At 71.6% G+C, this 23,696-nt stretch carries 21 protein-coding genes; 12 read left to right on the top strand and 9 right to left on the bottom strand.

Features of this window, described 5'->3' with window-relative positions; all coding sequences use genetic code 11:
• Entirely contained in the window at positions 1-681 is a 681-nt protein-coding gene (gene mtrA / locus OL358_RS10475; protein ID WP_264709913.1) for an MtrAB system response regulator MtrA, read from the bottom strand.
• Positions 682-908: 227 nt separating this feature from the next.
• Between mtrA and OL358_RS10470 the strand changes: the two genes are divergently transcribed.
• Genes OL358_RS10470 through OL358_RS10450 form a run of 5 tightly spaced genes read left to right on the top strand, consistent with a single transcriptional unit; the run spans position 909 to position 6,483 of the window.
• Positions 909-2,318 (top strand): glycerophosphoryl diester phosphodiesterase membrane domain-containing protein, encoded by a 1,410-nt coding sequence (locus OL358_RS10470; RefSeq protein WP_264709912.1) that lies wholly within the window; start codon positions 909-911, stop codon positions 2,316-2,318.
• Complete coding sequence (locus OL358_RS10465) at positions 2,315-3,016, top strand: DUF4129 domain-containing protein (protein WP_264709911.1); 702 nt, start codon at positions 2,315-2,317, stop codon at positions 3,014-3,016. Before OL358_RS10470 ends, OL358_RS10465 begins: the two co-directional genes overlap by 4 nt.
• A complete protein-coding gene (locus tag OL358_RS10460) occupies positions 3,013-4,194 on the top strand; it encodes a DUF4350 domain-containing protein (protein ID WP_264709910.1) in 1,182 nt (393 codons plus the stop codon). Before OL358_RS10465 ends, OL358_RS10460 begins: the two co-directional genes overlap by 4 nt.
• The gene (locus tag OL358_RS10455) at positions 4,191-5,180 is read left to right on the top strand and encodes an AAA family ATPase (protein WP_264709909.1); all 990 of its coding nucleotides are present in this window, start codon (positions 4,191-4,193) and stop codon (positions 5,178-5,180) included. Before OL358_RS10460 ends, OL358_RS10455 begins: the two co-directional genes overlap by 4 nt.
• A gap of 1 nt (position 5,181) precedes the next feature.
• On the top strand, positions 5,182-6,483 hold the full coding sequence (locus tag OL358_RS10450; RefSeq protein WP_264709908.1) for a DUF58 domain-containing protein: 1,302 nt from the start codon (positions 5,182-5,184) through the stop codon (positions 6,481-6,483).
• A 70-nt stretch (positions 6,484-6,553) separates the two neighbouring features.
• Here the strand turns inward: OL358_RS10450 and OL358_RS10445 are convergent, their stop codons facing one another.
• A complete protein-coding gene (locus tag OL358_RS10445; RefSeq protein ID WP_264709907.1) occupies positions 6,554-7,201 on the bottom strand; it encodes an MIP/aquaporin family protein in 648 nt (215 codons plus the stop codon).
• Between the two features lie 209 nt (positions 7,202-7,410).
• Here OL358_RS10445 and OL358_RS10440 point away from each other — a divergent pair, with 209 nt between their 5' ends.
• Positions 7,411-8,181 (top strand): aquaporin, encoded by a 771-nt coding sequence (locus tag OL358_RS10440; RefSeq protein ID WP_264709906.1) that lies wholly within the window; start codon positions 7,411-7,413, stop codon positions 8,179-8,181.
• 7 nt (positions 8,182-8,188) lie between these two features.
• Here the strand turns inward: OL358_RS10440 and OL358_RS10435 are convergent, their stop codons facing one another.
• Positions 8,189-9,184 carry a stage II sporulation protein M gene (locus tag OL358_RS10435; protein ID WP_264709905.1) on the bottom strand — a complete coding sequence of 332 codons (996 nt, stop codon included), beginning with the start codon at positions 9,182-9,184 and terminating at the stop codon, positions 8,189-8,191.
• Positions 9,185-9,200: 16 nt separating this feature from the next.
• Here OL358_RS10435 and OL358_RS10430 point away from each other — a divergent pair, with 16 nt between their 5' ends.
• Positions 9,201-10,046: an RDD family protein gene (locus tag OL358_RS10430; RefSeq protein WP_264709904.1), complete on the top strand. Its 846-nt coding sequence runs from the start codon at positions 9,201-9,203 to the stop codon at positions 10,044-10,046.
• A gap of 12 nt (positions 10,047-10,058) precedes the next feature.
• Here the strand turns inward: OL358_RS10430 and ahcY are convergent, their stop codons facing one another.
• A complete protein-coding gene (gene ahcY / locus OL358_RS10425) occupies positions 10,059-11,534 on the bottom strand; it encodes an adenosylhomocysteinase (protein ID WP_264709903.1) in 1,476 nt (491 codons plus the stop codon).
• Between the two features lie 40 nt (positions 11,535-11,574).
• Positions 11,575-11,781, bottom strand: coding sequence for a DUF3499 domain-containing protein (locus tag OL358_RS10420; RefSeq protein ID WP_264709902.1), 207 nt, complete (start codon positions 11,779-11,781; stop codon positions 11,575-11,577).
• A gap of 203 nt (positions 11,782-11,984) precedes the next feature.
• Here OL358_RS10420 and OL358_RS10415 point away from each other — a divergent pair, with 203 nt between their 5' ends.
• Complete coding sequence (locus OL358_RS10415; protein WP_264709901.1) at positions 11,985-12,425, top strand: metallopeptidase family protein; 441 nt, start codon at positions 11,985-11,987, stop codon at positions 12,423-12,425.
• Between the two features lie 58 nt (positions 12,426-12,483).
• Here the strand turns inward: OL358_RS10415 and OL358_RS10410 are convergent, their stop codons facing one another.
• From OL358_RS10410 to manA, 4 genes are all read right to left on the bottom strand, one after another.
• Entirely contained in the window at positions 12,484-13,902 is a 1,419-nt protein-coding gene (locus tag OL358_RS10410) for a DUF5719 family protein (protein ID WP_264709900.1), read from the bottom strand.
• Positions 13,899-16,751, bottom strand: a complete 2,853-nt coding sequence (locus OL358_RS10405; RefSeq protein ID WP_264709899.1) for a glycosyltransferase — start codon at positions 16,749-16,751, stop codon at positions 13,899-13,901. Before OL358_RS10405 ends, OL358_RS10410 begins: the two co-directional genes overlap by 4 nt.
• 93 nt (positions 16,752-16,844) lie before the next feature.
• Positions 16,845-17,171 carry a WhiB family transcriptional regulator gene (locus tag OL358_RS10400; protein WP_264709898.1) on the bottom strand — a complete coding sequence of 109 codons (327 nt, stop codon included), beginning with the start codon at positions 17,169-17,171 and terminating at the stop codon, positions 16,845-16,847.
• Positions 17,172-17,346: 175 nt separating this feature from the next.
• The gene (manA, locus tag OL358_RS10395) at positions 17,347-18,522 is read right to left on the bottom strand and encodes a mannose-6-phosphate isomerase, class I (RefSeq protein ID WP_264709897.1); all 1,176 of its coding nucleotides are present in this window, start codon (positions 18,520-18,522) and stop codon (positions 17,347-17,349) included.
• 78 nt (positions 18,523-18,600) lie between these two features.
• On the opposite strand from manA, the gene OL358_RS10390 reads away from it, so the two are divergent.
• The 4 genes from OL358_RS10390 to OL358_RS10375 are packed head-to-tail and all read left to right on the top strand — an operon-like array spanning position 18,601 to position 23,685.
• Positions 18,601-19,998 (top strand): O-antigen ligase family protein, encoded by a 1,398-nt coding sequence (locus OL358_RS10390; protein WP_264709896.1) that lies wholly within the window; start codon positions 18,601-18,603, stop codon positions 19,996-19,998.
• Positions 19,995-21,329: an O-antigen ligase family protein gene (locus OL358_RS10385; RefSeq protein ID WP_264709895.1), complete on the top strand. Its 1,335-nt coding sequence runs from the start codon at positions 19,995-19,997 to the stop codon at positions 21,327-21,329. Before OL358_RS10390 ends, OL358_RS10385 begins: the two co-directional genes overlap by 4 nt.
• 26 nt (positions 21,330-21,355) lie before the next feature.
• The gene (locus OL358_RS10380; RefSeq protein ID WP_264709894.1) at positions 21,356-22,351 is read left to right on the top strand and encodes a glycosyltransferase; all 996 of its coding nucleotides are present in this window, start codon (positions 21,356-21,358) and stop codon (positions 22,349-22,351) included.
• Between the two features lie 23 nt (positions 22,352-22,374).
• On the top strand, positions 22,375-23,685 hold the full coding sequence (locus OL358_RS10375; RefSeq protein WP_264709893.1) for a UDP-glucose dehydrogenase family protein: 1,311 nt from the start codon (positions 22,375-22,377) through the stop codon (positions 23,683-23,685).
• Positions 23,686-23,696: the final 11 nt, after the last annotated feature.

Below are 23,696 nucleotides of genomic sequence, written 5' to 3'. Positions count from 1 at the left end.
TCACACGACCGCGCCGGCGCGATAGCCGACGCCGCGCACCGTGGTCACGATCTTGGGGTTGTCGGGGTCCTGCTCGACCTTCGCGCGCAGGCGCTGGACGTGCACGTTGACCAGGCGCGTATCGGCCTTGTAGTGGTAGCCCCACACCTGCTCGAGCAGCATCTCGCGGGAGAACACCTGCTGAGGCTTCGAGGCGAGCGCGACGAGCAGTTCGAACTCGAGGGGCGTCAGCGCGATCGCGCCGTCGCCGCGGCGCACCTCGTGGGCGGCCACGTCCACGGTGAGGTCGCCGATGCGCAGGTTCTCATTGGCGGGCTGGCTCGCCGGACGCAGGCGCGTCTTGATGCGCGCCACCAGCTCCTTCGGGTTGAAGGGCTTGACGATGTAGTCGTCCGCGCCGGATTCGAGGCCCTTCACGACGTCGGCCGTGTCGGTGCGGGCGGTGAGCATGATGATCGGTATGCCGGACTCGGCGCGCACGCGCGTGCAGATCTCGATGCCGTCCATACCGGGGAGCATCAGGTCGAGCAGGATCAGGTCCGGCCGCTCGGTGCGCCACGTCTCGACGGCCTGCGCCCCGTCGGAGCAGAACACGGTGTCGAATCCCTCGGTGCGCAGCACGATGCCGATCATCTCGGCGAGGGCGGTGTCGTCGTCGACCACCAGGATGCGTGATGTCATCGCGCGGATTCGTCCTTCTCTTCGTCGCGCGGGCAGGGCGCGGACGGCGCCTTCCCCTTGCGCTCCCCACAGAGTAGTCGACACCGCCTGAGGAGAGGCCGAACACCGCCCGTGACAGCGCCGAACGCTGTGGAAAGCGGATGCCGCGCGCACCCGATATGACACGATAGGGGCACGCCCGCCGCGGCGCGCGAAGACGCAGGCCGCACGACCCCGAGGAGACGAGCGTGACCGCCTATCCGGCCTGGACTCCGGCATCCCGACCGGGGATCATTCCGCTGCATCCGCTGTCGTTCGGCACGGTGCTGGGGCGATCGTTCTCCGCGCTGCGCAGCAACCCCCGGGTGCTGCTCGGCTTCGCCCTCGTCGTGCAGACCCTCGCCTACCTCATCGTGATCGCGGCCGTCGGGGCGATCGCGTTCGCCTCCTTCTCGCGCCTCGCGACCCTGCAACCCGGCTCCGACGAATACGACGCCGTCACGGCGGGTTCGACGGCGATCACGATCATCGCGGGATTCATCCTCGGTCTGGCCGCGGGTGCGCTCGGCGTCATCGTGCAGGGCATCGTCGTCACCGAGGTCGCGCACGCCGCGGTCGCCGAGAAGCTCACGCTCGGGGCGCTGTGGCGGCAGGTGAAGCCGGCCGTCTGGCGCCTCATCGGGTACTCGCTGCTCCTCATGCTGGTGATCGTCGCCGCTCTCGCGGTGGTCGCCGTCACGACGTTCGCGATCGCCGCGACGATCGGCCCCGCCGCCATCCTGCTGATGCTGCTCGTGTTCTTCGCGGCGATCCCGCTCACCCTCTGGCTGTCGGTCAAGCTCCTTCTCGTGCCGGCGGCGATCATCCTCGAGGGCGCCACGATCGGGCGTGCGATCGCCCGGTCCTGGACGCTCACGCGGCGGCGCTTCTGGCCCACCCTGGGAGTCATCGTCCTCATCTCCATGGTGTTCGGCTTCGTGGCGCAGGCCGTGAGCCTCCCGTTCACCCTGCTGGGCTCGGGTCTGGGCACGATCATCGCGCCGACGGGTGAGCCCGACGCGACGGCGACCATCGGCCTCATCGTCTCGACGCTGTTCGCCCAGGCCGTGACGCTGGTCATCCAGTCCGTCGCGATCGTGGTGCAGTCGACCGCGACCGCGATCATCTACATCGATTGCCGGATGCGGCACGAGGGGCTCGACCTCGATCTGCTGGCCTACGTCGAGCGACGGGATGCCGGAGCCACCGCCCTCGCCGACCCCTACCGGGAGAACATCGGCCGAGCTGTGGTCCGGCCCGTCTACGGATTCCCGCCCGCGTACGGCGCGCCCGGCGCCTATCCGCCCTACGGCCAGCCCGCCGCGCCGCCCGCGTACGGCGCCTATCCGCCCTACGGCCAGCCCGCCGCGCCGCCCGCGTACGCCGCCCCTCCCCCGCTGCAGGCACCGTACGGGCAATCCCCCGCGTACGCTCCCTACGGCCAGCCCCCCGTTCCGCCCGCTCCGTATGGGCAGCCTCCCGCGTACGCGGCGCCCGCGCAGCCCGCCGGTGCCGCTCCTCCCGTGCCCGAGACCCCGCCGGAGCCGGCCGCACCGACGTCGTGGACTGCGCCGGGGGCACCCGCCGACGGGGTCGACCGAGAGTCTCCGTGGGCTTGACCGGACTGCTCACCGCCGCTGCGGGCACGGGGATGGCCGTCCTCTCACGTGCCGCCGATACCGTGCCGCCCCTTCAGCCCGGCGGGGACGAGGCGCGCAGGTGGGCCGAGACCGAGCTGTCCGACCCGGTCTACGACATCGCCGAACCTACGCTTCTCGACCGCATCGCCCAGGCGATCGGCGACTTCATCGGCAGCCTGTTCTCGACGGAGCTTTCCGGCGAGTGGGGTTCCCTCGTCGCGGTGATCGCGGCGGTCATCGTGATCGCGGTGATCGTCATCGCGTTCGTCGTGTGGGGTGTGCCGCGATCGTCCCGGCGCGTGCGCGCCTCGAGCGCCACGCTGTTCGGCGAGCCGGAGGAAAGGTCGGCCGCCGATCTTCGCAGGGCGGCGGCATCCGCTGCGCGAGGCGGCGACTGGGACGACGCGATCGTGCTGCATTTCCGCGCCCTCGCGAGAGGATGCGCCGAGCGCGGCGTCGTCGACATTCCGCCGGGCGCGACGGTGCACGCATTCGCGCGCGCGGCCGGGCGCGTGTTCCCGGCGATCGCCGATCGCCTCGAGGATGCCGCGTCCGCATTCGACGACGTGCGCTACCTCCGGCGCCCCGGCACCGCCGAGATCTATCGGCTCGTCGCCGAGGTCGACGCTGCGGTCGTCGCAGCACGGCCGACCGCAGCGGTCGAGGTGCCCGCATGAGCGCGACGATCGCGCCGACCGTCGCCGCGCCGCCCGGACGGCGGCGGCGCGTCGGGATCTGGGTGGCGATCGGGATGGCGGTCCTCGTCGTCGGCGCGATCGGGGCGGCTCTGACCGCGGGATCGGAGTGGGTGGAGCGCGACGCGCTCGACCCGGATTCCGCAGGCCCCACGGGAACCCGTGCTCTCGCCCGGATCCTCGAGGACCACGGCGTCGAGGTGCGGATCGCCCGCGATCACGAGGAGGTGGCCGCCCTCCTCTCCGGTGACGCCGACACGCTGGTGCTTCCCGACACTCCGTCGCTGTCGGACGAGAGGCTCCGCGAACTCGTCGACCTCGCCACCGACGTCGTGCTGATCGAGCCTCGGGCGCGCACCATCGACCTCCTCATCCCGAGCGCGGCGATGGCGGGTGCGGCTGCGCCCGGAGTCGTGTCGCCCGCGTGCGCACTCGGCGACGCGGAGCGGTCCGGCGGCATCGAGCCGGGTGCGCTCTTCACGGCGGCCGGCGGCGTTTCTGCGTGCTATCCCGTCGACGGTGCACATGGCCTCCTCATGGCGCTCAACGGAGACCGCCGCTCGAGCGTGGTCGACGGGACCGTCCTCTTCACCAACGCGCACCTCGCCGACAACGGGAATGCCGCGCTCGGCCTGAACCTCATGGGACGCCACCCGCTCGTCGTGTGGTACCAGCCCGGTCTCGCCGACACCGATCTCGCCGACACCGACTTCACGCTCGGCGAGCTCACACCGCCGTGGGTGAGCCCGGTGATCGTGCTGTTCCTCATCGCGGGCGTCGCTGCGGGGATCTGGCGCGGACGACGCTTCGGCCCGCTCGTCGCGGAGCGCCTGCCGGTGACCGTGCGCGCGTCGGAGACGACCGAGGGCCGCGCCCGCCTGTACGCGCAGTCCCGCGACGCCCTGCACGCCGCCGATCAGCTCCGGATCGGCACGCTCGAGCGCCTGTCCCATCTGCTCGGCCTCGGAGCCGGCGCCACGGCGCAGGAGATCGCCGACGCCGCCGCCGCCCGCGCCGGGCTCGACCGCGGCGCCGCGCGCGGCATCCTCCTCGACGACGTGCCGGCGACAGACGCCGACCTCGTCGACCTCAGCCAGCGCCTTCGGCAGCTCGAAGACGCCGTCCACGCCCGAGTCCGCCCCGAGAGGAATCCCCGATGAGCGACACTCCCCCTTCCACCCCGGCAGTCCATGACGACGCCGCGCTGCGCGAGGCCATGAACCGCGTCCGCCTCGAGGTCGGAAAGGCGGTCATCGGCCAGGACGGCACCGTCACAGGGCTGCTCATCGCGCTGCTCGCGCGAGGACACGTGCTGCTCGAGGGTGTTCCGGGCGTCGCCAAGACGCTCCTCGTGCGCTCGTTCAGCGCCGCGCTCGGGCTCGACACCAAGCGCATTCAGTTCACACCGGACCTCATGCCCGGCGACGTCTCGGGGTCGCTGATCTACGACGCGAAAGCCGGTGAGTTCGAGTTCCGCGAGGGGCCGGTGTTCACGAACATCGTGCTCGCCGACGAGATCAACCGGACGCCGCCCAAGACGCAGGCGGCGCTTCTCGAGGCGATGGAGGAACGACAGGTCTCCACCGACGGCGTCACGCGCCCCCTCCCCGAGCCGTTCCTCGTCGCCGCGACGCAGAACCCCATCGAGCACGAGGGCACGTACTCGCTGCCCGAGGCGCAGCTCGACCGCTTCCTCCTGAAGCTCATCGTGGAGATCCCGGCGCGCGATGCCGAGCTCGCCGTCCTGCGCCGCCACGCCGGCGGCTTCGACCCGCAGGACCTCGCCGGAGCGGGTGTGCGGCGTGCGGCGAGCGCTGATGAGATCCACGCGGCGCGGCGGGCTGCGGCATCCGTCACGGTCTCCGACGACGTCCTCGGGTACGTCGTCGATCTCGCGCAGGCGACGCGGCGCAGCCCGTCGGTGCAGCTCGGGGTCAGTCCGCGCGCCACCGCCGCGCTGCTCGCCGCCGCCAAGGCGTGGGCGTGGCTCGGCGGATACCCCGCGATCACCCCCGACCACGTCCAGACGATGCTGCTCCCGACGTGGCGGCACCGCATCCGCCTGCGTCCCGACGCGGAGCTCGAGGGCGTGTCCGTCGACGCGGTGCTCGGCTCCGTCGTTCAGCAGACCCGCGTTCCCATCTGACGTGTACCTCACCGGCCGCCTCCCCCTCCTCGTCGCCCTGGGCGCCGTGCCCGTCGTGCTGCTGTCCGCGGCCGGCGTGAACGCCTGGGTCGCGGCGGCGGGGTGGCTCGCCCTCTGTCTCGTCGCGGCGCTGGCGGATGCCGCGCTCGCGGCGGATGCGCGCCGGATCCGCGTCGAGCGCTCCGCCGTGCGCCGCGTCCTCCTGGGCGAGCCGGCCACCGCCGACCTTCGACTGCGCAATGACGGCGGCCGCACCGTGCGCGGACGCTTCCGCGACGCATGGCAGCCGACCGCCGGGGCTCCGGGCGCGCGGATCCCGCTCGCTCTGCCGCCCGGGGAGAGTCGCACGTTCACCGTCCCCCTCCTCCCCCGCCGACGCGGCGAGCTGACCTCGAGGTTCGTCGTGGTGCGCTCCGACGGACCCCTGCGGCTGGCGGGGCGTCAGACGCGGATCGACTCGCTCGGCGCGATCCGCGTGCTCCCGCCGTTCACGTCGCGGCGGCATCTCCCGTCGCGTCTGGCCCGGCTGCGCGAGCTCGACGGCAACACGAGCGTCCAGGTGCGCGGGCAGGGCACGGAGTTCGACAGTCTGCGCGAGTACGTCCGCGGCGACGACGTGCGCTCCATCGACTGGCGCGCGACCGCGCGATCGACCACGACGATGCTGCGCACGTGGCGCCCGGAGCGGGACCGGCACGTGGTCATCGTCATCGACACCGGGCGCACGTCCGCAGCGCGTGTCGGCGACGGCGTGCGACTGGATGCCGCGATGGAGGCCGCGCTCCTGCTCGCCGCTCTGGCGTCCCGCGCGGGAGACCACACGCACCTGCTGATGTTCGACCGGCGGGTGCGTGCCCGGGTGACCCGGGTGGACGGCCCGGGGCTGCTCCCGGCGCTCGTCGACGCGATGGCGCCGGTCGAGCCCCAGCTCATCGACACCGACTGGGATGCCGCCTTCGCGGAGATCCGGAGACTCACCTCGCGACCCTCGCTGGTCGTGCTCCTCACCGCCCAGGATTCCGCGGGCGCGGCGCGCGGATTCCTCGGTTCGCTGCCTGCATTGACGGGCCGAGCCCAGGTGCTCGTCGGCGCAGTCACCGACGACCCCGAACCTCGCGAGGAGCGGCCGGACGCGGCATCCGTCTACCGCGAGGCCGCGGAGCAGAAGACGCAGCGGGACGCGCGCGCCGTCGCGGCGGCGATGGCCCGCGCCGGAGCCGAGGCGATCGCCGACTCGCCCGAGGCGCTCCCGCCCCGCATCGCCGACCGGTATCTCGCGCTGAAGGCCGCCGGGCGGCTCTGACGCGCTCGACGCACGCGGCGGAAACGCGGAACGGCCCGGGTGGGTTCCACCCGGGCCGTTCGACGTGCGGTTACTTCTCGGTGGCCGGCAGCTTGTCGTGCGCGTTGAGCACGCGGAACACGATCGCCGCGATGGCGCCGCCGACGATGGGAGCGAGGAAGTAGATCCAGTACGAACCCCACGCGAACGCGCCGGTGATCGACAGGCCCAGGGCCACGGCCGGGTTGAAGCCGCCACCCGAGATCGAGCCGAAGGCGACCGCGCCGACGAACACCGCGGTGCCGATGGCGAGGCCGTAGAACGAGTTGTTCGGGTGGTCCTTGGAGGTGGCGACGTTCAGCACGACGTAGACCAGCACGAAGGTCCACAGCGCCTCGACGAGGAGGGCGGGACCGACCTCCACCTCGACCGGAGCGGCCGCTGCCGGCCACAGCGCGAAGCTGACGGCGGCGGCGAGGGCCGCACCGATCAGCTGGGCGACGATGTACACGACGAGGCCGACGGCGTCGATGGCCCCGCGGAGCCACACGCCGACGGACACGGCGGGGTTGAGGTGCGCGCCGGAGATGTGACCCGTGGCGTACACCATGACCATCAGCGCGAAACCGATCGCCAGCGGCGTGAGGTCGCTGCCGCTGTTGACCGCGCCGATGATGGCGAAGACGAAGACGAATGTGCCGACCAGTTCGGCGACTGCACTGCGAACCGTGCCCGTCATGGGAGTTCCTCCATTCAGAACGGGCGGCGCGAATCGCCCCGCCACGAGTTACGGCCACGACGCTATCGGACGTTCAGCGATTTCCCAGGGAGCCCGCGCCGTCCCCCAGGTGAACGATTCGTGGCCCCGCGGCGCGACATGCGACCGGCGGGGCGAATCCACTAGATTCGGTGCGGGCGTCCCCCGTCTGCGCCCGAGGAGGAGTCGCCATGAGCGAGTCGACCACCGCACGGCCCGCGAGTACCGCACTCGTCGCCGAGGCGATCGGCACCTTCGTGCTCGTCCTCGGTGTGATCGGAACCGCTCTGTTCGCCGCGGGCTACGGCGAAGGGACCGATCAGGCCAACCGCGGTGTGGGGTTCCTGGGTGTCGCCCTCGCGGTCGGTCTGACCGTCATCGCCGGCGTCTACGCGTTCGGCCCGATCTCGGGCGGCCACTTCAACCCCGCCGTGACTGTCGGCCTCGCTGCTGCCGGACGCTTTCCGTGGAACCGCACGATCGGCTACATCATCGCCCAGATCATCGGCGGCGCGGTCGCCACGACGGTGATCGTGCTGATCGGGCTCTTCGGGCCGAGCGGATGGCTCTCGACCGCGCAGGACGGCGGATTCGCCAGCAACGGATGGGACTCGCGCTCGCCGGCGGGCTTCGGCATCGGCGGCGCCATCGTCGTCGAGGTGCTGTTCACGGCGGTCTTCGTGCTCGTGATCCTGGGCGTCACCCACCCCACGCGCGGCAACCCCGCGTTCGCGGGCCTCGTCATCGGGCTCACCCTCACGCTCATCCACCTCGCGACCATCCCGATCGACAACACGTCGGTGAACCCGGCCCGATCGATCGCCACGGCGATCTACGGCGGTCCCCTCGCGATCGGGCAGCTCTGGGTCTTCATCGTGTTCCCGATCGTGGGCGCACTGATCGCGGGCTACGCCTTCCGCGCCCTGTTCGGCCACGCGAAGGACGACACCTCCGGCGCCTGAGGCTGCGTCATCCCGCGGTGAGCGTGGGAGTGCCCGTCTCGTACTCGGTCAGGTCGCCGGTCTCGCCACGGCGGTACGCGCGACCTCCGACGACGATCATGTAGACGAGGAACAGCGCCAGCGCCGCCGCGCCGATGCCGATCTTCACCGGCCACGGCCACGGCTGCGCCGTGACGAAGCCCTCGATGAGACCGGCGATCGCGAGCGCGAAGATGAGGCCGATCGCGACCGTCGCCAGCGACCTGCCCGCGGCGGCGAGCGCCTCACCGCGCGTGCGGCGTCCCGGCGCGACCCACGCCCAGAAGATCGTGAGGCCGGCGGCGGCAGCCACGAAGAGACAGGTGAGCTCGAGGAGCCCGTGCGGCGCGATGTACAGGAGGAAGACGTCGGCGCGGCCGAACTCGATCATGATCGCGGCGGCGGTCCCGACGCCCACCGCGTTCTGGACCATCACCATGATCGGCCAGAATCCGGTGATGCCGAAGAGCACGCACTGCACCGCGATCCAGGCGTTGTTGGTCCAGACCGTGCCCGCGAACGCGGCCGGGTGGTTCTCGCTGTAGTAGTCGGTGAAGTCGTTCTCGGCGTACTGCTCGAGCTGCCAGCGGTTCCCGAGAGCCGCGACCAGCGCGTCGTCGCCCGACACCCAGAGCGCCACCACCGTGCCCACCAGGACGAAGCCGATCGCGATCGCCAGCGTGAGCCAGCGGATCCGATAGAGGGCGGCGGGCAGCTGGAGGGCGAAGAAGCGCGGGATCTTGCGCAGCACGTTCTCGGGTGCACCGGTCAGGCGGAGCCGCGCGCGCGCGAGCATCGTCGAGATGTGGTCGCCCTGCACGCTGCGTCCGGTCGACGTCTTGGCATCGGCGAGGTCCGCCGAGGCCGCGCGGTAGCGGTCCACCAGCTCGTCGACCTCGGCGCCGGCCAGCCGCCGCGTGCGGCTGAGCTCGTCCAGCCGCGCCCACTCGTCGCGTCGCGCGGCGGTGAGGGCGTCGAGGTCCATGTGCTTCACTGTACCCATGCCGGACGGCCGCGCCTCGATCATCGACATCCACCAGGACGAGGTGCTGACGGGCGAGGCGGTCGCCCTCGACGTGCAGCCGGTCGGCTACTTCCTCCGGGCTCTGGGGGTGCTGATCGACATGCTGATCGGCGTGATCCTGATCCTCCTCTTCGTCCTGCTGACGACGTGGCTGCTGAGCATCGGCGCGCTCGACGAATCGACCCTGACGATCGCGACCGTCACCGTGCTGGTGCTCGTGCTGGTGCTGATCCCCACGGTGGTCGAGACCCTGAGCCGGGGCCGGAGTCTCGGCAAGCTCGCCGTGGGCGGGCGGATCGTGCGGTCGGACGGCGGCGCCACGGGGTTCCGGCACGCGTTGATCCGGGCGCTCGTGGGGGTGTTCGAACTGTGGTTCACGGTCGGAGCCGTCGCGGCGCTGGTGGGCGCGTTCACCCCCCGCTCGCAGCGGCTCGGCGACCTCCTGGCGGGGACCTACTCCGAACGCACCCGCACGCCGAAACTCCCCGCCGCCGACTTCGGCGTCCCTCCGCAGCTCCTCGAGTGGGCATCGGTGGCCGACGTCGGACGCCTGCCCGAGCGGCTGTCCCGCCGCCTGGCGCAGTTCGCCTCCTCGGCGCGCAGCATGGAGCCGAGCGCACGTGCGCGGGCCGGGGCATCCCTCGCCCGTGAAGCCGCCGAGTACGTCTCACCGGTGCCCGTGGTCGATCCTGAGACGTTGATCATCGGCGTGGTGGCCGTTCGGCGGCAGCGGGAGTTGCGAGCGCTGCAGCTCGAGGTCGCGCGCGTCGACCGGCTCACGGCCGCGACGCCGACCGCGCCGCGAGGCTTCCCGGATCGGTAGTGCGCCGCCGGCTCAGTACCGGTAGTGGTCCAGCTTGTACGGCCCGTCCACCGGGACGCCGATGTAGGCCGCCTGCTCCGCGGTGAGGGTGGTCAGCTCGACGCCGAGCGCGGCCAGGTGCAGCCGCGCCACCTTCTCGTCGAGCGACTTCGGCAGCGTGTACACGCCGATCGGGTAGGCGTCGCTCTTCGTGTAGAGCTCGAGCTGTGCGAGCACCTGGTTGGTGAACGAGGCGCTCATCACGAAGGACGGATGCCCCGTCGCGTTGCCGAGATTCATGAGACGCCCCTCGCTCAGCACGAGCACGCTCCGGCCGTTCGGGAGCCGCCACTCGTGCACCTGCGGCTTGATCTCCACGCGCTCCGCGCCGGGGATCGCGGCGAGCCCCGTCATGTCGATCTCGTCGTCGAAGTGGCCGACGTTGGCGACGATGGCCAGGTGCTTGAGGCCGAGCAGGTGCTCGGGGGTGACGACGCGCGTGTTGCCCGTCCCTGTCACCACGATGTCGACCTGGTCGATCACCGTCTCGAGGCGCGCGACCTGGAACCCGTCCATCGCGGCCTGCAGAGCGCAGATCGGGTCGACCTCGCCGACGATCACCCGGGCGCCTTGACCGCGCAGCGCCTCGGCCGCCCCCTTGCCGACGTCGCCGTAGCCGGCGACGAACGCGACCTTCCCGCCGATCAGCACGTCGGTGGCCCGGTTGAGTCCGTCCGGGAGGGAGTGACGGATGCCGTAGGTGTTGTCGAACTTCGACTTCGTGACGGAGTCGTTCACGTTGATCGCGGGGAAGAGCAGGCGACCGGATGCCGCGAGCTCGTAGAGCCGGTGGACGCCCGTCGTCGTCTCCTCGGTCACACCGACGAGCCCCTCGGCCATGCGGGTGAAGCGCTGCGGGTCGCGGGCGAGGCTCGCGCGGAGCGTGTCGAGCACGATGCGGAACTCCGCGGAATCGGATGCTGCGGCATCCGGAACCGCGCCCGCGCGCTCGTACTCGACGCCCTTGTGAACCAGGAGCGTCGCGTCTCCGCCATCGTCGAGGATCAGGTTCGGGCCGTCCGCACCCTCGGCAGTCCAGTCGAAGATGCGGTCGGCGAGCCGCCAGTACTCCTCGAGGGTCTCGCCCTTCCACGCGAAGACGGGCACACCCGCCGGCGCATCCACGCTGCCGGCCGGCCCGACGACGACGGCGGCCGCCGCCTCGTCCTGCGTGGAGAAGATGTTGCAGCTCGCCCAGCGCACCTGCGCGCCCAGCGCGACGAGAGTCTCGATGAGCACGGCGGTCTGCACCGTCATGTGGAGCGAGCCGGCGATGCGCGCGCCGCGCAGCGGCTGCAGCGGGCCGAACTCCTCGCGCAGGGCCATGAGCCCGGGCATCTCGTTCTCGGCGAGGCGGAGCTGATGGCGCCCGGCCTCGGCCAGCGACAGGTCGGCGACCTCGAATTCGAGCGAGCGGACGGCGGCAGCGGCGGCGGATTCGGTCGGCATCCGCCCATTCTCGCACCCCGTCGACACGGGATGCCGGGGGCTAGACGCGCAGCGTCTCGTGGCGGACGACCACCCAGCCCTTGGGCACCGACAGGCGGTCGGTGTGGATCGCGCACAGGTCGTGCGCGTGCGGGTCGCCCTCGCCGCCGAGGGGTCCCAGTGCGGCCATCTGATCGCCGTAGTCGTACGTCAGCGTCGTCACGGCCTCACGGGCGCATGCCACTTTGGAGCAGAGTCTCTCGCGCATCGGTCCGACGTTATCGCCCCGGCGGAGCGGGGACCGGATGCCGCGCCCACGGCGCGCGAACCGGCTCGGCCGCCTTCGCGCGGCCCTTCCCTGCAACCGCTGCCGCGGCATCCGGCAGCGCGAGCAGGAAACGGCAGCGCGAGCGCAATCGACGCGGCGATCGGCAGCGCGGGCGCGGGCGCGGGCGCGCCTAAGATGGTCGCATGGCGTGGCGGCGGACCCGGAGCACGGAATCACCGTCCCGTCGACGCTCGCGCCACGGGCGCCATGGGCGTGATGACCGCAGCCCGGTCGTGCGCCCGCCGCTGCCGCCGCTCGACACGAGGATCGACCGCTTCGACCTCGCCGTCGGCACCGCGGCGGAGTTCCTGCGGTCGGCATGGCCGGAGCTGCGAGACGTCAGCTTCGAGATCGCCGATATGCCGCAGGCCACCGACGAGGACGGCATCCCCCGCTGGACGGCGCTCCGCGACGAACGGCGGATCATCGTCTACCGACTGCCGATCGAGCGCCTCAGCCACCTGCACCGCGACGACGACCTGCACCGGCGAATGATGATCGAGAGCTGCGTGTTCCGCGCGGCGGCCGAGTACCTCGACCGCGATCCGTGGGACCTCGGCCCCGAACGGTTCCGGTTCTTCTGAGGCGCGACGGGCCAGCGGCGAGCAGACGCTGGAGGCCGCTCAGCGACATCCGCGCCGATCAGGGGTACACGATGATGTCGGGGGCCGCGGCATCCGCCGACCACACCGACATGCCGGCCAGCGCACCGTCGCCGGTGAGGGACACTCCCGCGCGGATCCGCCCGGCGCCCGGATCGAGCAGGTAGACCGTGCGCGGCGAGAGCCGGGCCGTCATGCTGCCGTTGCCCGGCACCGTGACCTCGAGGCGGTAGGAGCCGTCCTCCGAGCTGAGCGTGACGTCGACGGGCTCGGCGTCGGGGTTCACGAGCGTGAGCGCCGGCGGAGGACCGCCCGGTGCGGCGAACAGGCTCGGCACCGCCACCACGGGCGACGGCGTGTACCACGCGAAATCGTCGCCCTCCTCGAATCCCGTGGCCTGCCACACCGCGGCCACCAACGGCTCACCGGCCTCGACGTGGACGGTGTACGACCCGACGGGCAGGCCCCCGAGGTCGACCTGCACGGGTTCACCGGCGACCAGGGGGACGTCCTCCGGTTCGCGGGCCGGCTCGTCCCGCCCGACCGGGGTGACGGTGATCGACGCCGTGGTGTCGGCGGACGGCGCCAGGATCCGCAGCAGCGTCGCGACCTCCGAGGCCCCTTCGGCTCCCGGCGCGCGGGTCACCGCGACGCCCGTGATCGTCTGCTCGGCGAGCGGCTCCGGGATCGAGCTGACCTGATCGACGCCGCCGGGCGTGAGGGTGCGTGTGATGCTCGCCTGCAGCGACGCGTGCACGGGGGCGCCGGCCGCGGAGACCCGCACGACCGGGCTCGCCTCGCCGAGGACCAGGCCCGCCAGCGGGATCACGCGCTGCGTCCCTGCGGCGACCACGACGTCGGTTCCGCCGGGAGGCGTCTGCGCGCCGGCCGCACCGAACACCGTGAGCTGCACCGTCGCCGGCACGACTCCCGGGTTGGACAGCAGCACCAGGTCGGCGGCTCCGGTCTCACCCGACCCTCCGACCAGCCATGATTCGAGCAGCGGCGGGCGGCAGGCGGATGCCGCGAACCCGGCGAGATCGTCCGCCGAGACGATCGCCGCGCCCGCGGCGGCGACGTCGACCCGCTGGCGGTCCTGAGGCGGCGCGGTGAGGACCTGCGGCCCCTCGCCGAGGTCCTGTCCGTCGAAGGCGAGCACGGTCTCCTCCGGCGGCGCGGCCCCCTCGTCGACACCGCTGGTCACCTGCTGGGGCGCCGCGATCGAGACGGCGCCCGCCTGAGCGACGTCCCTCCCGACCGTCAGCAGCGGACCGTCGCACGCGACGACCGACGCCGCGGGTGCCGGCTGAGCCGCGACGACGGCGGGCTCACGGGCCACGGTCGGCCACGGCAGCGTGACGGCCGTCACCACGGCCACGACCGCGGCCGCCGACACCACGGTGCCGGCCAGCAGCCTGGTGCTCGTCGTCGCCCAGCGGAAGACGCGTCGGTCGCTCATCGACCCTCCTGCCAGTGCGGGCCCACGACGCGCGGCGTCTGCCGCGATTCGCGGCGCGATGCGCTCGTGGGCAGGGCCAGCAGCAGCGCCGCCGCGAGGACGGCGACCTGTGCGGCGGCGATGAGCCCTGCGGTGGCGTGAACGGATGCCGCGACCGCCGGCCGCTGCGCCAGCTCGGGCGTCACGCGCCACAGCGACCCCTTGGCCGTCTCGCCGACCGCATCGAGGGTGTCGCGCTGATCGAGGGAGGTCGTCGCCGACAGCCGCATGGTGCGTGCGGCATCCGACTCGGGTGCCGTCGCCGGGGCGACCAGCACGAAGGCGATTCCTCGCTCTGCCAGGTCGGCCACGACGTCGTCGGCGGACGAGGTCACGAGGTCGGCCGCGAGCTCCGCGAGGTCGGCGGCCTGCTCGTCGGGTTCGGTACGGGTCGACAGGAGTGTGGTCTGGGCGCCGATCGTCTCGCTGCCGCCCCACACGACCTGCGCCGCGACTCCCCCCGCGTTCTGCGGCGTGAGCACGATCGTGCCGACGTCGGGATCGTCGTTCCCCTCGGCCGCGACGTAGGCGGGGAGGGTCGACTCCGGGCCGCTGGTGAGCAGCGCGGTGCTGCGCGCCATCGCCGTGAGGGAGGGGACCGCGAGGACGGCGATGCCGAGGAGCGCGACCGTGGCAGCCAGCCCTCGGGCGAGCCGCAGGCGCGGGGCGAGTCCGGCATCGAGCGCGACGGCTGCCGCGCCGATCGCGCCGAGCCATGCGAGGCTCAGACCGCTTCCCGGCCAGATCGCGATCGGCGTGGACTGGTCGAACGAGACCGCGATCCCGACGGCGGCGAAGGCGGTCGCCATTCCCAGGGCGGTCACGACCAGAAGGGTGATGCCGGCGGCCCAGCGCTGGGTGAGCGGGGAGATCAGTGCCAGGAGCGCGATCGGAGCGACGAGCAGCGGCACCCACCACGTGGGGCCGTCCGGCAGCATCGTGGTCCACCCGGCGAGATCGGGGGTCGGGATGCCTGCGGCGAGAAGGGCGCGGCCCGCGGCATCCGGAGCGACCTGCGGTCCTGCCCACGGCACGCCCGGATCCGAGAGCAGACCCCACAGCTCACCCCGGCGCGACGCGCTCCACACCAGGGGAGCGAAGAGCGTGAGGGCGGGGATCAGCACCCAGATCAGCCGCGCGACGCCCCTTCCCCCGCGCAGCACCACGGCGAGGACGATCGATCCGGCCCACGCCACGACGAGCGCGGGGGCGAGGGACGGCGAGACCGCGAGCACGGCCGCGAGAAGGAGCGAAGCCGCCCCCGCCCCCGCCCAGGACCGATGCGCCACCGACCCGGCGAGGAAGAGCCACGGCAGCAGCAGGTGGGCGAGCACGGCGGTCGGACGACCTTGGGTGAGCGCCACGAGGAACATGGGAGCGAGCGCCCACAGCACGCCCACCGTGACCCGGAGCGCGGATCTGTCCGTCACGCGCGTGGCGGCGAACCATCCCCCGAGAGCGGCCAGCGGCAAGGCCAGGATCCACAGCACCACGACGGCTCGGGAGGGCGTCACCGGCGACAGCGAGCCGAGGATCGCGATGATCCCCGCGAGAGGGTCGGCGGGGCCGATCGTGTCGAGCCCGAGAGCCCGCTGGCCGTACGCGGCATCCGCCCAGAGCTGGCCGATCGTGGTGCGCAGCGGCTGAAGCGCGCCGCCGCCCAGGGTGGTCCACGCGAGAAGTGCCGGGAAGGCGGCGAGCGACACGACCAGGGCGCCCAGCACCAGCCATGCCGCACCGCCGGAGAAGAACCGGAGCTCGGACCGTCGTGGTGAGCCGATGACGGTTTCCGCGGGTTCGTGGCCGAACTGCTCGCGCAGTTCGGAGCTCGTCGTGCGCAACGGCGCGAGTTGCGCCCAGGGGGTGCGCTTGGTCTGCGCGAGCCGTTTCCTGCTCCGGGCCACCGCGACGGGACGGAACATCGCGACGACGGCGGCGCCCCACTCCGGAAGGATGCTCCCCGGTTCCTTGCGCACCAGATCGACGACGGTCCGCCACAGCGCGAGGGGCAGGATCGCGAGCCAGTGGAGCGGCACCGCCGGCCCGGGTGCGTAGGCGAGCCTCCGGTGCAGCTGGGCGACCCGCGACGAGTACGCCCGACGACGACGGCGCTGCGCGGTGAGCGCGGACGGCTGACCCGCCACCCCGTCGCCTGCCGTCGCCACGATGGCGGTGGGCGCCAGCGCCACGCGGGCGCCGGCGAGGCGCGCTCGCACGCCGAGGTCGAGCCCTTCGTCGGCGCCGTGCAGGGCGGCGTCGAGTCCGCCCAGCTCGCGCCAGGCGTCCGAGCGGACGAGCAGACCGCGGACATCGGCGCCGAGCACATCGGTGCGGCCGTCGTGCTGGCCCTGGTCCAGCTCGCCGTCGGCGAGGCCGATCGTTCGCCCGAAGCGGGTCATCCCCACGCCGAGCGAGACGATCTCCGACCGGTCGTCCCACCGCACGAGCTTCGGCGCGGCGAATGCGGCGGACGGCGACAGCTCGAGCGCACCCGCGAGACGCGCGAGCGCCTCGCGTTCCGGGGCCGTGTCCTGCGCGAGGAGCCACACGGCGTCTCCGTCGAGCCGCGGCGCGACGAGCGCGATGGCGGCGGCGAATCCCGTCGATGCCGGTGTCTCCACGACGGACTCGGCCCGTGACGACCGCGCGACCTCTGCGAGGGCCTCGTCGCCGCCGCACAGCACGATCGTGAGGACGTCGACCGGCCTGCTCTGCTCCGTCAGCGCCGCCAGCGTGCGGCGCAGATGGTACGCAGCGGGCGTGCGGCCGTCTGGTCGCACGACGAGGATGGCGTGTACTCGGGCGGGCATGACGTGGTCAGCCTAGGCGGCATCCGAACGAGCTCCGGTCGCACGCGCCGCGCGTCTCGGATCGATTGGCGAAGATCGCCGGGTGCGTTCTGCTCAGCCTGCGCGGCGCTTGAGCTTGCGGCGCTCGCGCTCGCTGAGACCGCCCCAGATGCCGAAGCGCTCATCGTTCTGCAGCGCGTACTCGAGGCACTCGCCGCGGACGTCGCACGTGCCGCAGACCCGCTTCGCGTCGCGCGTCGATCCACCCTTCTCAGGGAAGAAGGCCTCGGGATCGGTCTGCGAGCAGAGCGCGTCGGTCTGCCAGGAGAGCGGATTGTCGTCTTCGCCCTCGACGGGTCGGCGGACGCCGGGAACCCCGAGCTGGACCGGATCGACGAACCAGTTGTCGGGAACGCCGGAACGGTATTGCGATGCCGTCATCTCGTACTCCCCCCGGGGATGCCCCTCCACGCGGTGTTGCGTGTTGGAGTAATTACACCGGTGTAGTTCGCTGAGGTCAAGTCGCAGATAGTAAAGGCTCAACTCGCTCTTGAACCTTCGCGACTCGCCGTCGGCGCGTCGCCGTGTGATAACGGTCCGATGAGAAGTCCTTCATCTACGCGGACGAGCGAGCACTCTCCCCCGCTGCGGCCATGAAGACCTCGCCGTCACCGCGCAGGATGATCTCGTTCTCGTCCGGTGTCACGAGCACGGCGCCCCCCGGGACGACCGTCTCCACCGCGCGACTCGCGGACCCGGAGACGGTCACCGCTCCGACCGTGCCGAGCACGATCGAGGCGCCGCGCACGGGTCGCACGAGTTCGCCGTCCGCGTCGCTCAGCGTCACCCTATCCAGCACGAAGTCGCTCACGGGCACGTCGAATCGCCCGACGTGCGGCGCGAGCACCCTCGGCTGGATGACGGATGCGGCACCTGGGGCGGCGTCGAGCACCACGAGCAGCTCCTCCACGGCGACGTGCTTCGGCGTGAGCCCGCCGCGCAGCACGTTGTCGCTCGCGGCCATGAGCTCGACACCGAGCCCCTCGAGGTAGGCGTGCAGGACCCCCGCCGGCACGAACATCCCCTCGCCGCGGCGGAGGGTCACGAGGTTCATCAGCAGCGCGACCACGATGCCGGGGTCGTCGGGGAACCGCTGCTGCAGCGTCCGGACCACTGAGAGCTCGTCGTCGAACTCGTCGGACGTCGCCACCACCGCCGCCGCGATCACGTCGCGCACGTCGTCTCGCGCCTCGGACGAGAGCGCCCAGCCGAGCACGTCGCGGAGCGAGACGTCCGGCACGAGCAGGCGCTCTGCGAGCGGACGCGCGCCAGAACCCAGCGCCGCCACGAGGCGACGGCTCGTCTCGAGGTCGCGCAGACCGGCCAGCGCGCGGAACTCATCGCTCACGGCGACGATCAGCTCGGGCTTGTGGTTCTCGTCGCGATAGATGCGATCGTCGGCGTCACGGGGAATCCCTGCGGCCTCTTCCCGCGCGAAGCCCGCCTGAGCCTGGGGCTGCGACGGGTGGGCCTGGATCGAGAGAGCGGATGCCGCCGCCAGCAGCTTCAGGAGGTACGGCAGGTGCTCCGGCGCACCGGTCGCCCGGCCCTCCTCGGCGAGCCACACATCGAGCGTGCGACCGTCGGGCGTCACCGACGGGTCGCCGGGGTGGTCTCCGAACCACACTTCGGCCTCGGGACGACCGGTGGGCACCCGTCCCGCCAGACCCGCGATGAGGGTGGCCGACCCCCACTCGTAGTCGCGGGGTTCGTTCGTGAGCGGCACGAGCATGCCTCCAGCGTACGACAGCGTCGCTGCACCCCCGGGGCCGCACCGGATCCGCAGGTTCGCGGGAGTAATCTGTGAGCGATGGCCGTCCATTCGAAGCATCCGGCGGCGGCGCCGCCCGCGCCCCCGGTCCGTGAGAAGACGGGCCATCTGATGCTGCGCGGCTGGTGCATCTTCGTGATGTTCATGGCGCTGTCGGGCACGGCATGGGTGCACGCGTTCGGCGAGCTGACGGCGGCGGTGATCACGATCGCCGGCGGCATCCTGTCGGTGATCCTCTGGATCCTGATCCGCCCGCCGGTGGCGTGGCGGCGTCTGCCGTGGTTCGTCGTCGCGTTCGTCGCGTTGGCGACGCTGTCGCTGCTGTGGTCGGCGTGGCCGCAGACGACGGCCCTGACGCTGCTGCTGCTGTGGATCACCACGACGCAGGCGCTGTTCGTCGGCAGCGTGCTGACCTGGCGCGAACTGGTGCGGGCGGCGGCATCCGCTCTGAAATGGGTGATCGCGCTGTCGATCCTGTTCGAACTGTGGGTGTCGGTGTTCGTGCAGGCGCCGATCCTCCCCGGATTCGAGGTCGCACCCGCCGACGATCCGATCGAGTACTGGTCCCGCAACAACCTGTTCGACGGGGGCCGGCTGCAGGGGATCATGGGCAACGCGAACCTGCTCGCGCCGGTCGCGCTGCTGGCGATCATCGTGTTCGGCATCCGGATCGCCCTGCGCGCGCCCCGGCGCGGACTGCTGTGGGCGTGGATCGCCCTGTCGGCGTACCTCTTCTACCGCGCCTCGTCGGCCACCGCGTACGTCGCCGCCGCCGGCGTGGCGATCGTCCTCGCGACCGTCCTCCTGATGCGCCGGGCCCGGCGGCCTCATCAGCGCACCAAGTACTACGTCGCGTACGCCGTCATCGGCCTGGGCGGACTCGCCGCGCTGTATCTCCTGCGCGACACCATCTTCACCGCACTGGGCCGCACCGCCGACCTCACCGGCCGCGAGGACATCTGGGAACAGGTCCTGGCCCGTGCGGCGGAACGGCCCTGGTTCGGCTGGGGCTACGCGACCCCCTGGGCCCCGTGGGACCCCGCGTTCGACGGCTGGATCGAGGACCACGGCCAGACCGTGCTGCAGGCGCACAACATGTGGGTCGACATCCGCATGCAGCTCGGCATCGTCGGCGTCGTCGTCACCGCGCTCGTGTACCTCGCGTTCGTGTGGAGGTCGTGGTTCTTCGCCGTCGACCGCCCCCGGTGGGACCTCCGCGACGACCGCCCCTACTCCCCCATCACCCTCCTCCCCACCCTGATCGGCGCGATCGTCCTCGTGCAGGGACTGGCCGAATCCACGCCCCTCCTGCTGTGGGGCTGGATGTTCGTGGTCATGCTCGGCGCCAAGATCAAGCAGTCCCCGCACGTGGGAGTGGGCCCGGCCGAGCAGAGTCTCGCCATCGAGCAGGGCGAGCCGACGAAGCAGGCGCCGTGACGTCTCCCGGCCAGACTCCCCCGCACGGGTGGTTCGCCACCCTTCTGGGGTCGGCCGACCTCGCGCGCGCGTACACCGTGACGGTCCTGGGCGCGGTGTTCGCCTCGTTCGCGATCGAGCGCCTGGCCGGGCGGGTGACCTACGTCTCGATCATCGTGGGGCTGTGCGTGCTCGGTGCCGGCATCCTCATCGCGCGCCGCCAGGAGATCTCCCTGCTGCGCCTGGTGCCGACGACGGTTCTGCTGTTCCTCGGATGGGCGCTCGCGAGCGTCTTCTGGAGCTCGGACTCCGCGACCTCGTTCTGGAGCTGGGTGACGACGGCCGCACTCGCCTTCCTCGCGGTGGTGATCGGCCACGTCCGCGACACCCTGCAGACCGTGAGGGCGCTCGGCGATGTGCTGCGCGCGCTGCTCGCCGTGTCACTCGCCGTCGAAGTCCTCTCGGGCATCCTCCTCGACGTCCCGATCCGGTTCCTCGGCATCCAGGGCAAGATCGCCGAACTCGGACCGATTCAGGGCATCTTCGGCACGCGCAACATGCTCGGGTTCATCGCCGTGATGGCACTCATCACGTTCCTCATCGAGTACCGCACGCAGTCGGTGCGCCCGGGCGTCTCCTACGCGTCGGTCGTCCTCGCGGGCGGACTCGCCGCGCTCAGCGACTCACCGACCGTGCTCGTGCTCGCCGTCGGAGTCGGGCTCGCCGTCGCCGCCCTCGCGCTGGTCCGTCACACGCGCCCTGAGCATCGCGGCGCCCTCCAGCTCGGCCTGGGCGCGCTGGTGGTCGTCGGAGTGCTCGCCGGCTACTTCGCGCGGCATCCGATCATCGCGTGGCTCGGCGCCGGCACCGACTTCTCCATGCGGGTGAACCTGTGGAACGTGATGGTCGACTACGTGCGGTTCGAGCCCGTCCTGGGCTGGGGCTGGTTCGGCGCATGGAGTCCGCGCGAGTATCCCTTCGGCATCATCAACTACATCCTCGATTCGTCGCACGCCACCGGACTCAACGCCTACTTCGACGTGCTGCTCCAGCTCGGCTGGGTCGGGCTGTGCTTCTTCATCGCCCTCGCGGCGATCGCGCTGGTGCGGGCCTGGCTCGCCGCGAGCGAGCGCCGGTCGGTGATCTACGCGTGGACGCCGCTGATCCTCGTCGCGCTGCTGATCGACTCGATGTTCGAGAGCTTCACGCTCGTCGGGATCGGGTGGATGATGCTCGTGCTGTGCGCGGTGCGCGCGGGCCAGTCCCGCTCGTGGCGGGAGCGGATCGACGCCCCCGGCGCCGCAGGCGGACTCCCGCACGACGGCGGCGCGGACATCCGGGAACCAGCCTGAGCTGGGCAAGGTAAGATTCCAGGGCCATGCCTTCCGCAGCCGATAGCCCTCGTCCAGCGACTGCGTCGCCCTTCGTCGCGTCCTCCGCGACGATCGCGATCGTCACCTACAACCGCTCCGGCCTTCTCTCCCGGCTGCTCTCGAGCATCATCGAGATGAACCCCAAGCCCGGCCATGTCGTCATCGTTGACAACGCGTCCACGGACGATACCGCCGACATCGTCGAATCGTTCCGCGCGCGGCTGGGCACCGAGCTCGTGTACCGCCGGATGGAGACCAACACCGGCGGATCGGGCGGCTTCAGCGAGGGCATGCGCGTCGCCTACGAACTCGGCTCCGAGTGGATCTGGCTCATGGACGACGACGTCGAGGTCCTTCCCGACGGCCTCGCGAAGATGGGCAAGTGGGCTCCCCGCTTCAAGAGCATCCAGGGCCGCCGCTACGACTACGACGGCAGCGAGTTCTACTGGCAGTACCGCCTGTCGATCCCCTTCGGCATCCCCATCCCGTTCGCGCCGGCGGGCTTCGACGACTCGGGGTACCGCGAGATGAACAGCGGATGCTTCGAGGGCATGTTCATCCACCGTGACGTCGTGGAGCAGATCGGCCTGCCGGATCCGCGGTTCTTCATCTACTGGGACGACTCGGTCTACGGCTGGCTGGCCTCGAGGCTGACCACCGCCGTCATCGTCGACGAGTTCGTGCTGCGGCGCACCCGCGAGATCCGCCAGTGGGACATGGGCATCCGGCACCTCAACGCCTCCAGCGACGCGTACCGGTACTACATCATGCGCAACCGCGGGCACATGAAGCACTACTTCAAGACGAACGGCGCGTACCGGCCGGTCAGGTTCTGGCTCGGCTCGGTTCTCACGTTCGCGAAGGAGCTCATCCGCCTCGTGTTCGTCGAGCGCAAGGTCCGGGGCACCAGCAACCTCTTCCGCGGCATCCAGGACGGTCGCAAGATCGCCCGGGACGCGTCCTGGCAGCCCATGCCGCCCCTCTCGACCGTCAGTCTCTGACCCCTCGTCACCTGGAGATCATCTTGCGCCTGTCAGTCATCGGATGCGGCTACCTCGGCGCGGTGCACGCCGCGGCGATGGCATCCATCGGTCACGATGTCGTCGGCATCGATGTGGATGCCCGCAAGGTCGACTCCCTCTCGCGGGGCATCGCGCCGTTCTTCGAGCCCGGACTCCAGGACATCCTCACCGCCGGCATCGAATCCGGGCGCCTGCGCTTCAGCACCGACATGGCCGACGCGGAGGGTGCGAAGGTGCACTTCATCGGAGTCGGCACGCCCCAGCAGAAGGACGGCTACGCCGCAGACCTCACGTACGTGAACGCGGCCGTCGAGAGCCTGGTCCCCTTCCTCAGCCGCGGCGACATCGTCGCCGGCAAGTCGACGGTCCCCGTCGGCACCGCCGCAGACCTCGCGCCGGGCATCGAGGCGAAGGGTGCCACGCTCGTCTGGAACCCGGAGTTCCTCCGCGAGGGCTGGGCCGTGCAGGACACGATCGATCCCGACCGGCTCGTCGTCGGCGTCGTACCGGGAGCAGACGGCGACCGGGCGGCTCAGGTGCTGCGTGAGGTGTACCACCCCGCCGTCGCCAAGGGCACACCCTTCCTGGTGACCGACCGGGCGACGGCCGAGCTGGTCAAGGTCGCGGCCAACGCCTTCCTCGCGACCAAGATCTCGTTCATCAACGCGATGGCCGAGATCGCCGAGGTCACGGGGGCCGACGTCACCCAGCTCGCCGACGCCATCGGTCACGACGCGCGCATCGGTCGACGCTTCCTCGGTGCGGGGATCGGCTTCGGCGGCGGATGCCTGCCCAAGGACATCCGCGCCTTCTCGGCACGCGCGGAGGAACTCGGCCGCGGCGAGTCCGTGGGCTTCCTGCGCGAGGTCGACGCGATCAACCTCCGACGACGCCATCGCGCCGTCGAGCTGGTGGTCGAGGGTCTGGGCGGCGCCGTCTTCAACAAGCGCATCGCCGTGCTCGGTGCGGCCTTCAAGCCACACAGCGACGACATCCGCGACTCGCCCGCGCTCGATGTCGCCGTGCGCCTGCACGGCCTGGGCGCGCAGGTCATCGTGACCGATCCCGAGGCCGTTGAGAACGCGCGTCGGGTGCACCCCCAGCTGACGTACACGGCCGACCGGGACGAAGCGCTGCGCGGAGCGGATGCCGTCGTCGTCGTCACCGAGTGGGACGAGTACCGCCGGCAGCTCGACCCGGCGCATGCCGCGGGCCTGGCGACGGGTCGCCTCGTCGTCGACGGCCGCAACTGTCTTGACGCCGAAGCGTGGCGCGCCGCCGGCTGGACGTACGCCGGCATGGGCCGCCCCTGACGCCGCGGGGG

The sequence above is a fragment of the Microbacterium sp. SSM24 genome (genome assembly GCF_025989145.1).
Lineage (GTDB): Bacteria > Actinomycetota > Actinomycetes > Actinomycetales > Microbacteriaceae > Microbacterium.
The sequence above is the reverse complement of the archived record's forward strand: the minus strand, read 5'-3'. Positions and strand labels throughout refer to the sequence as shown.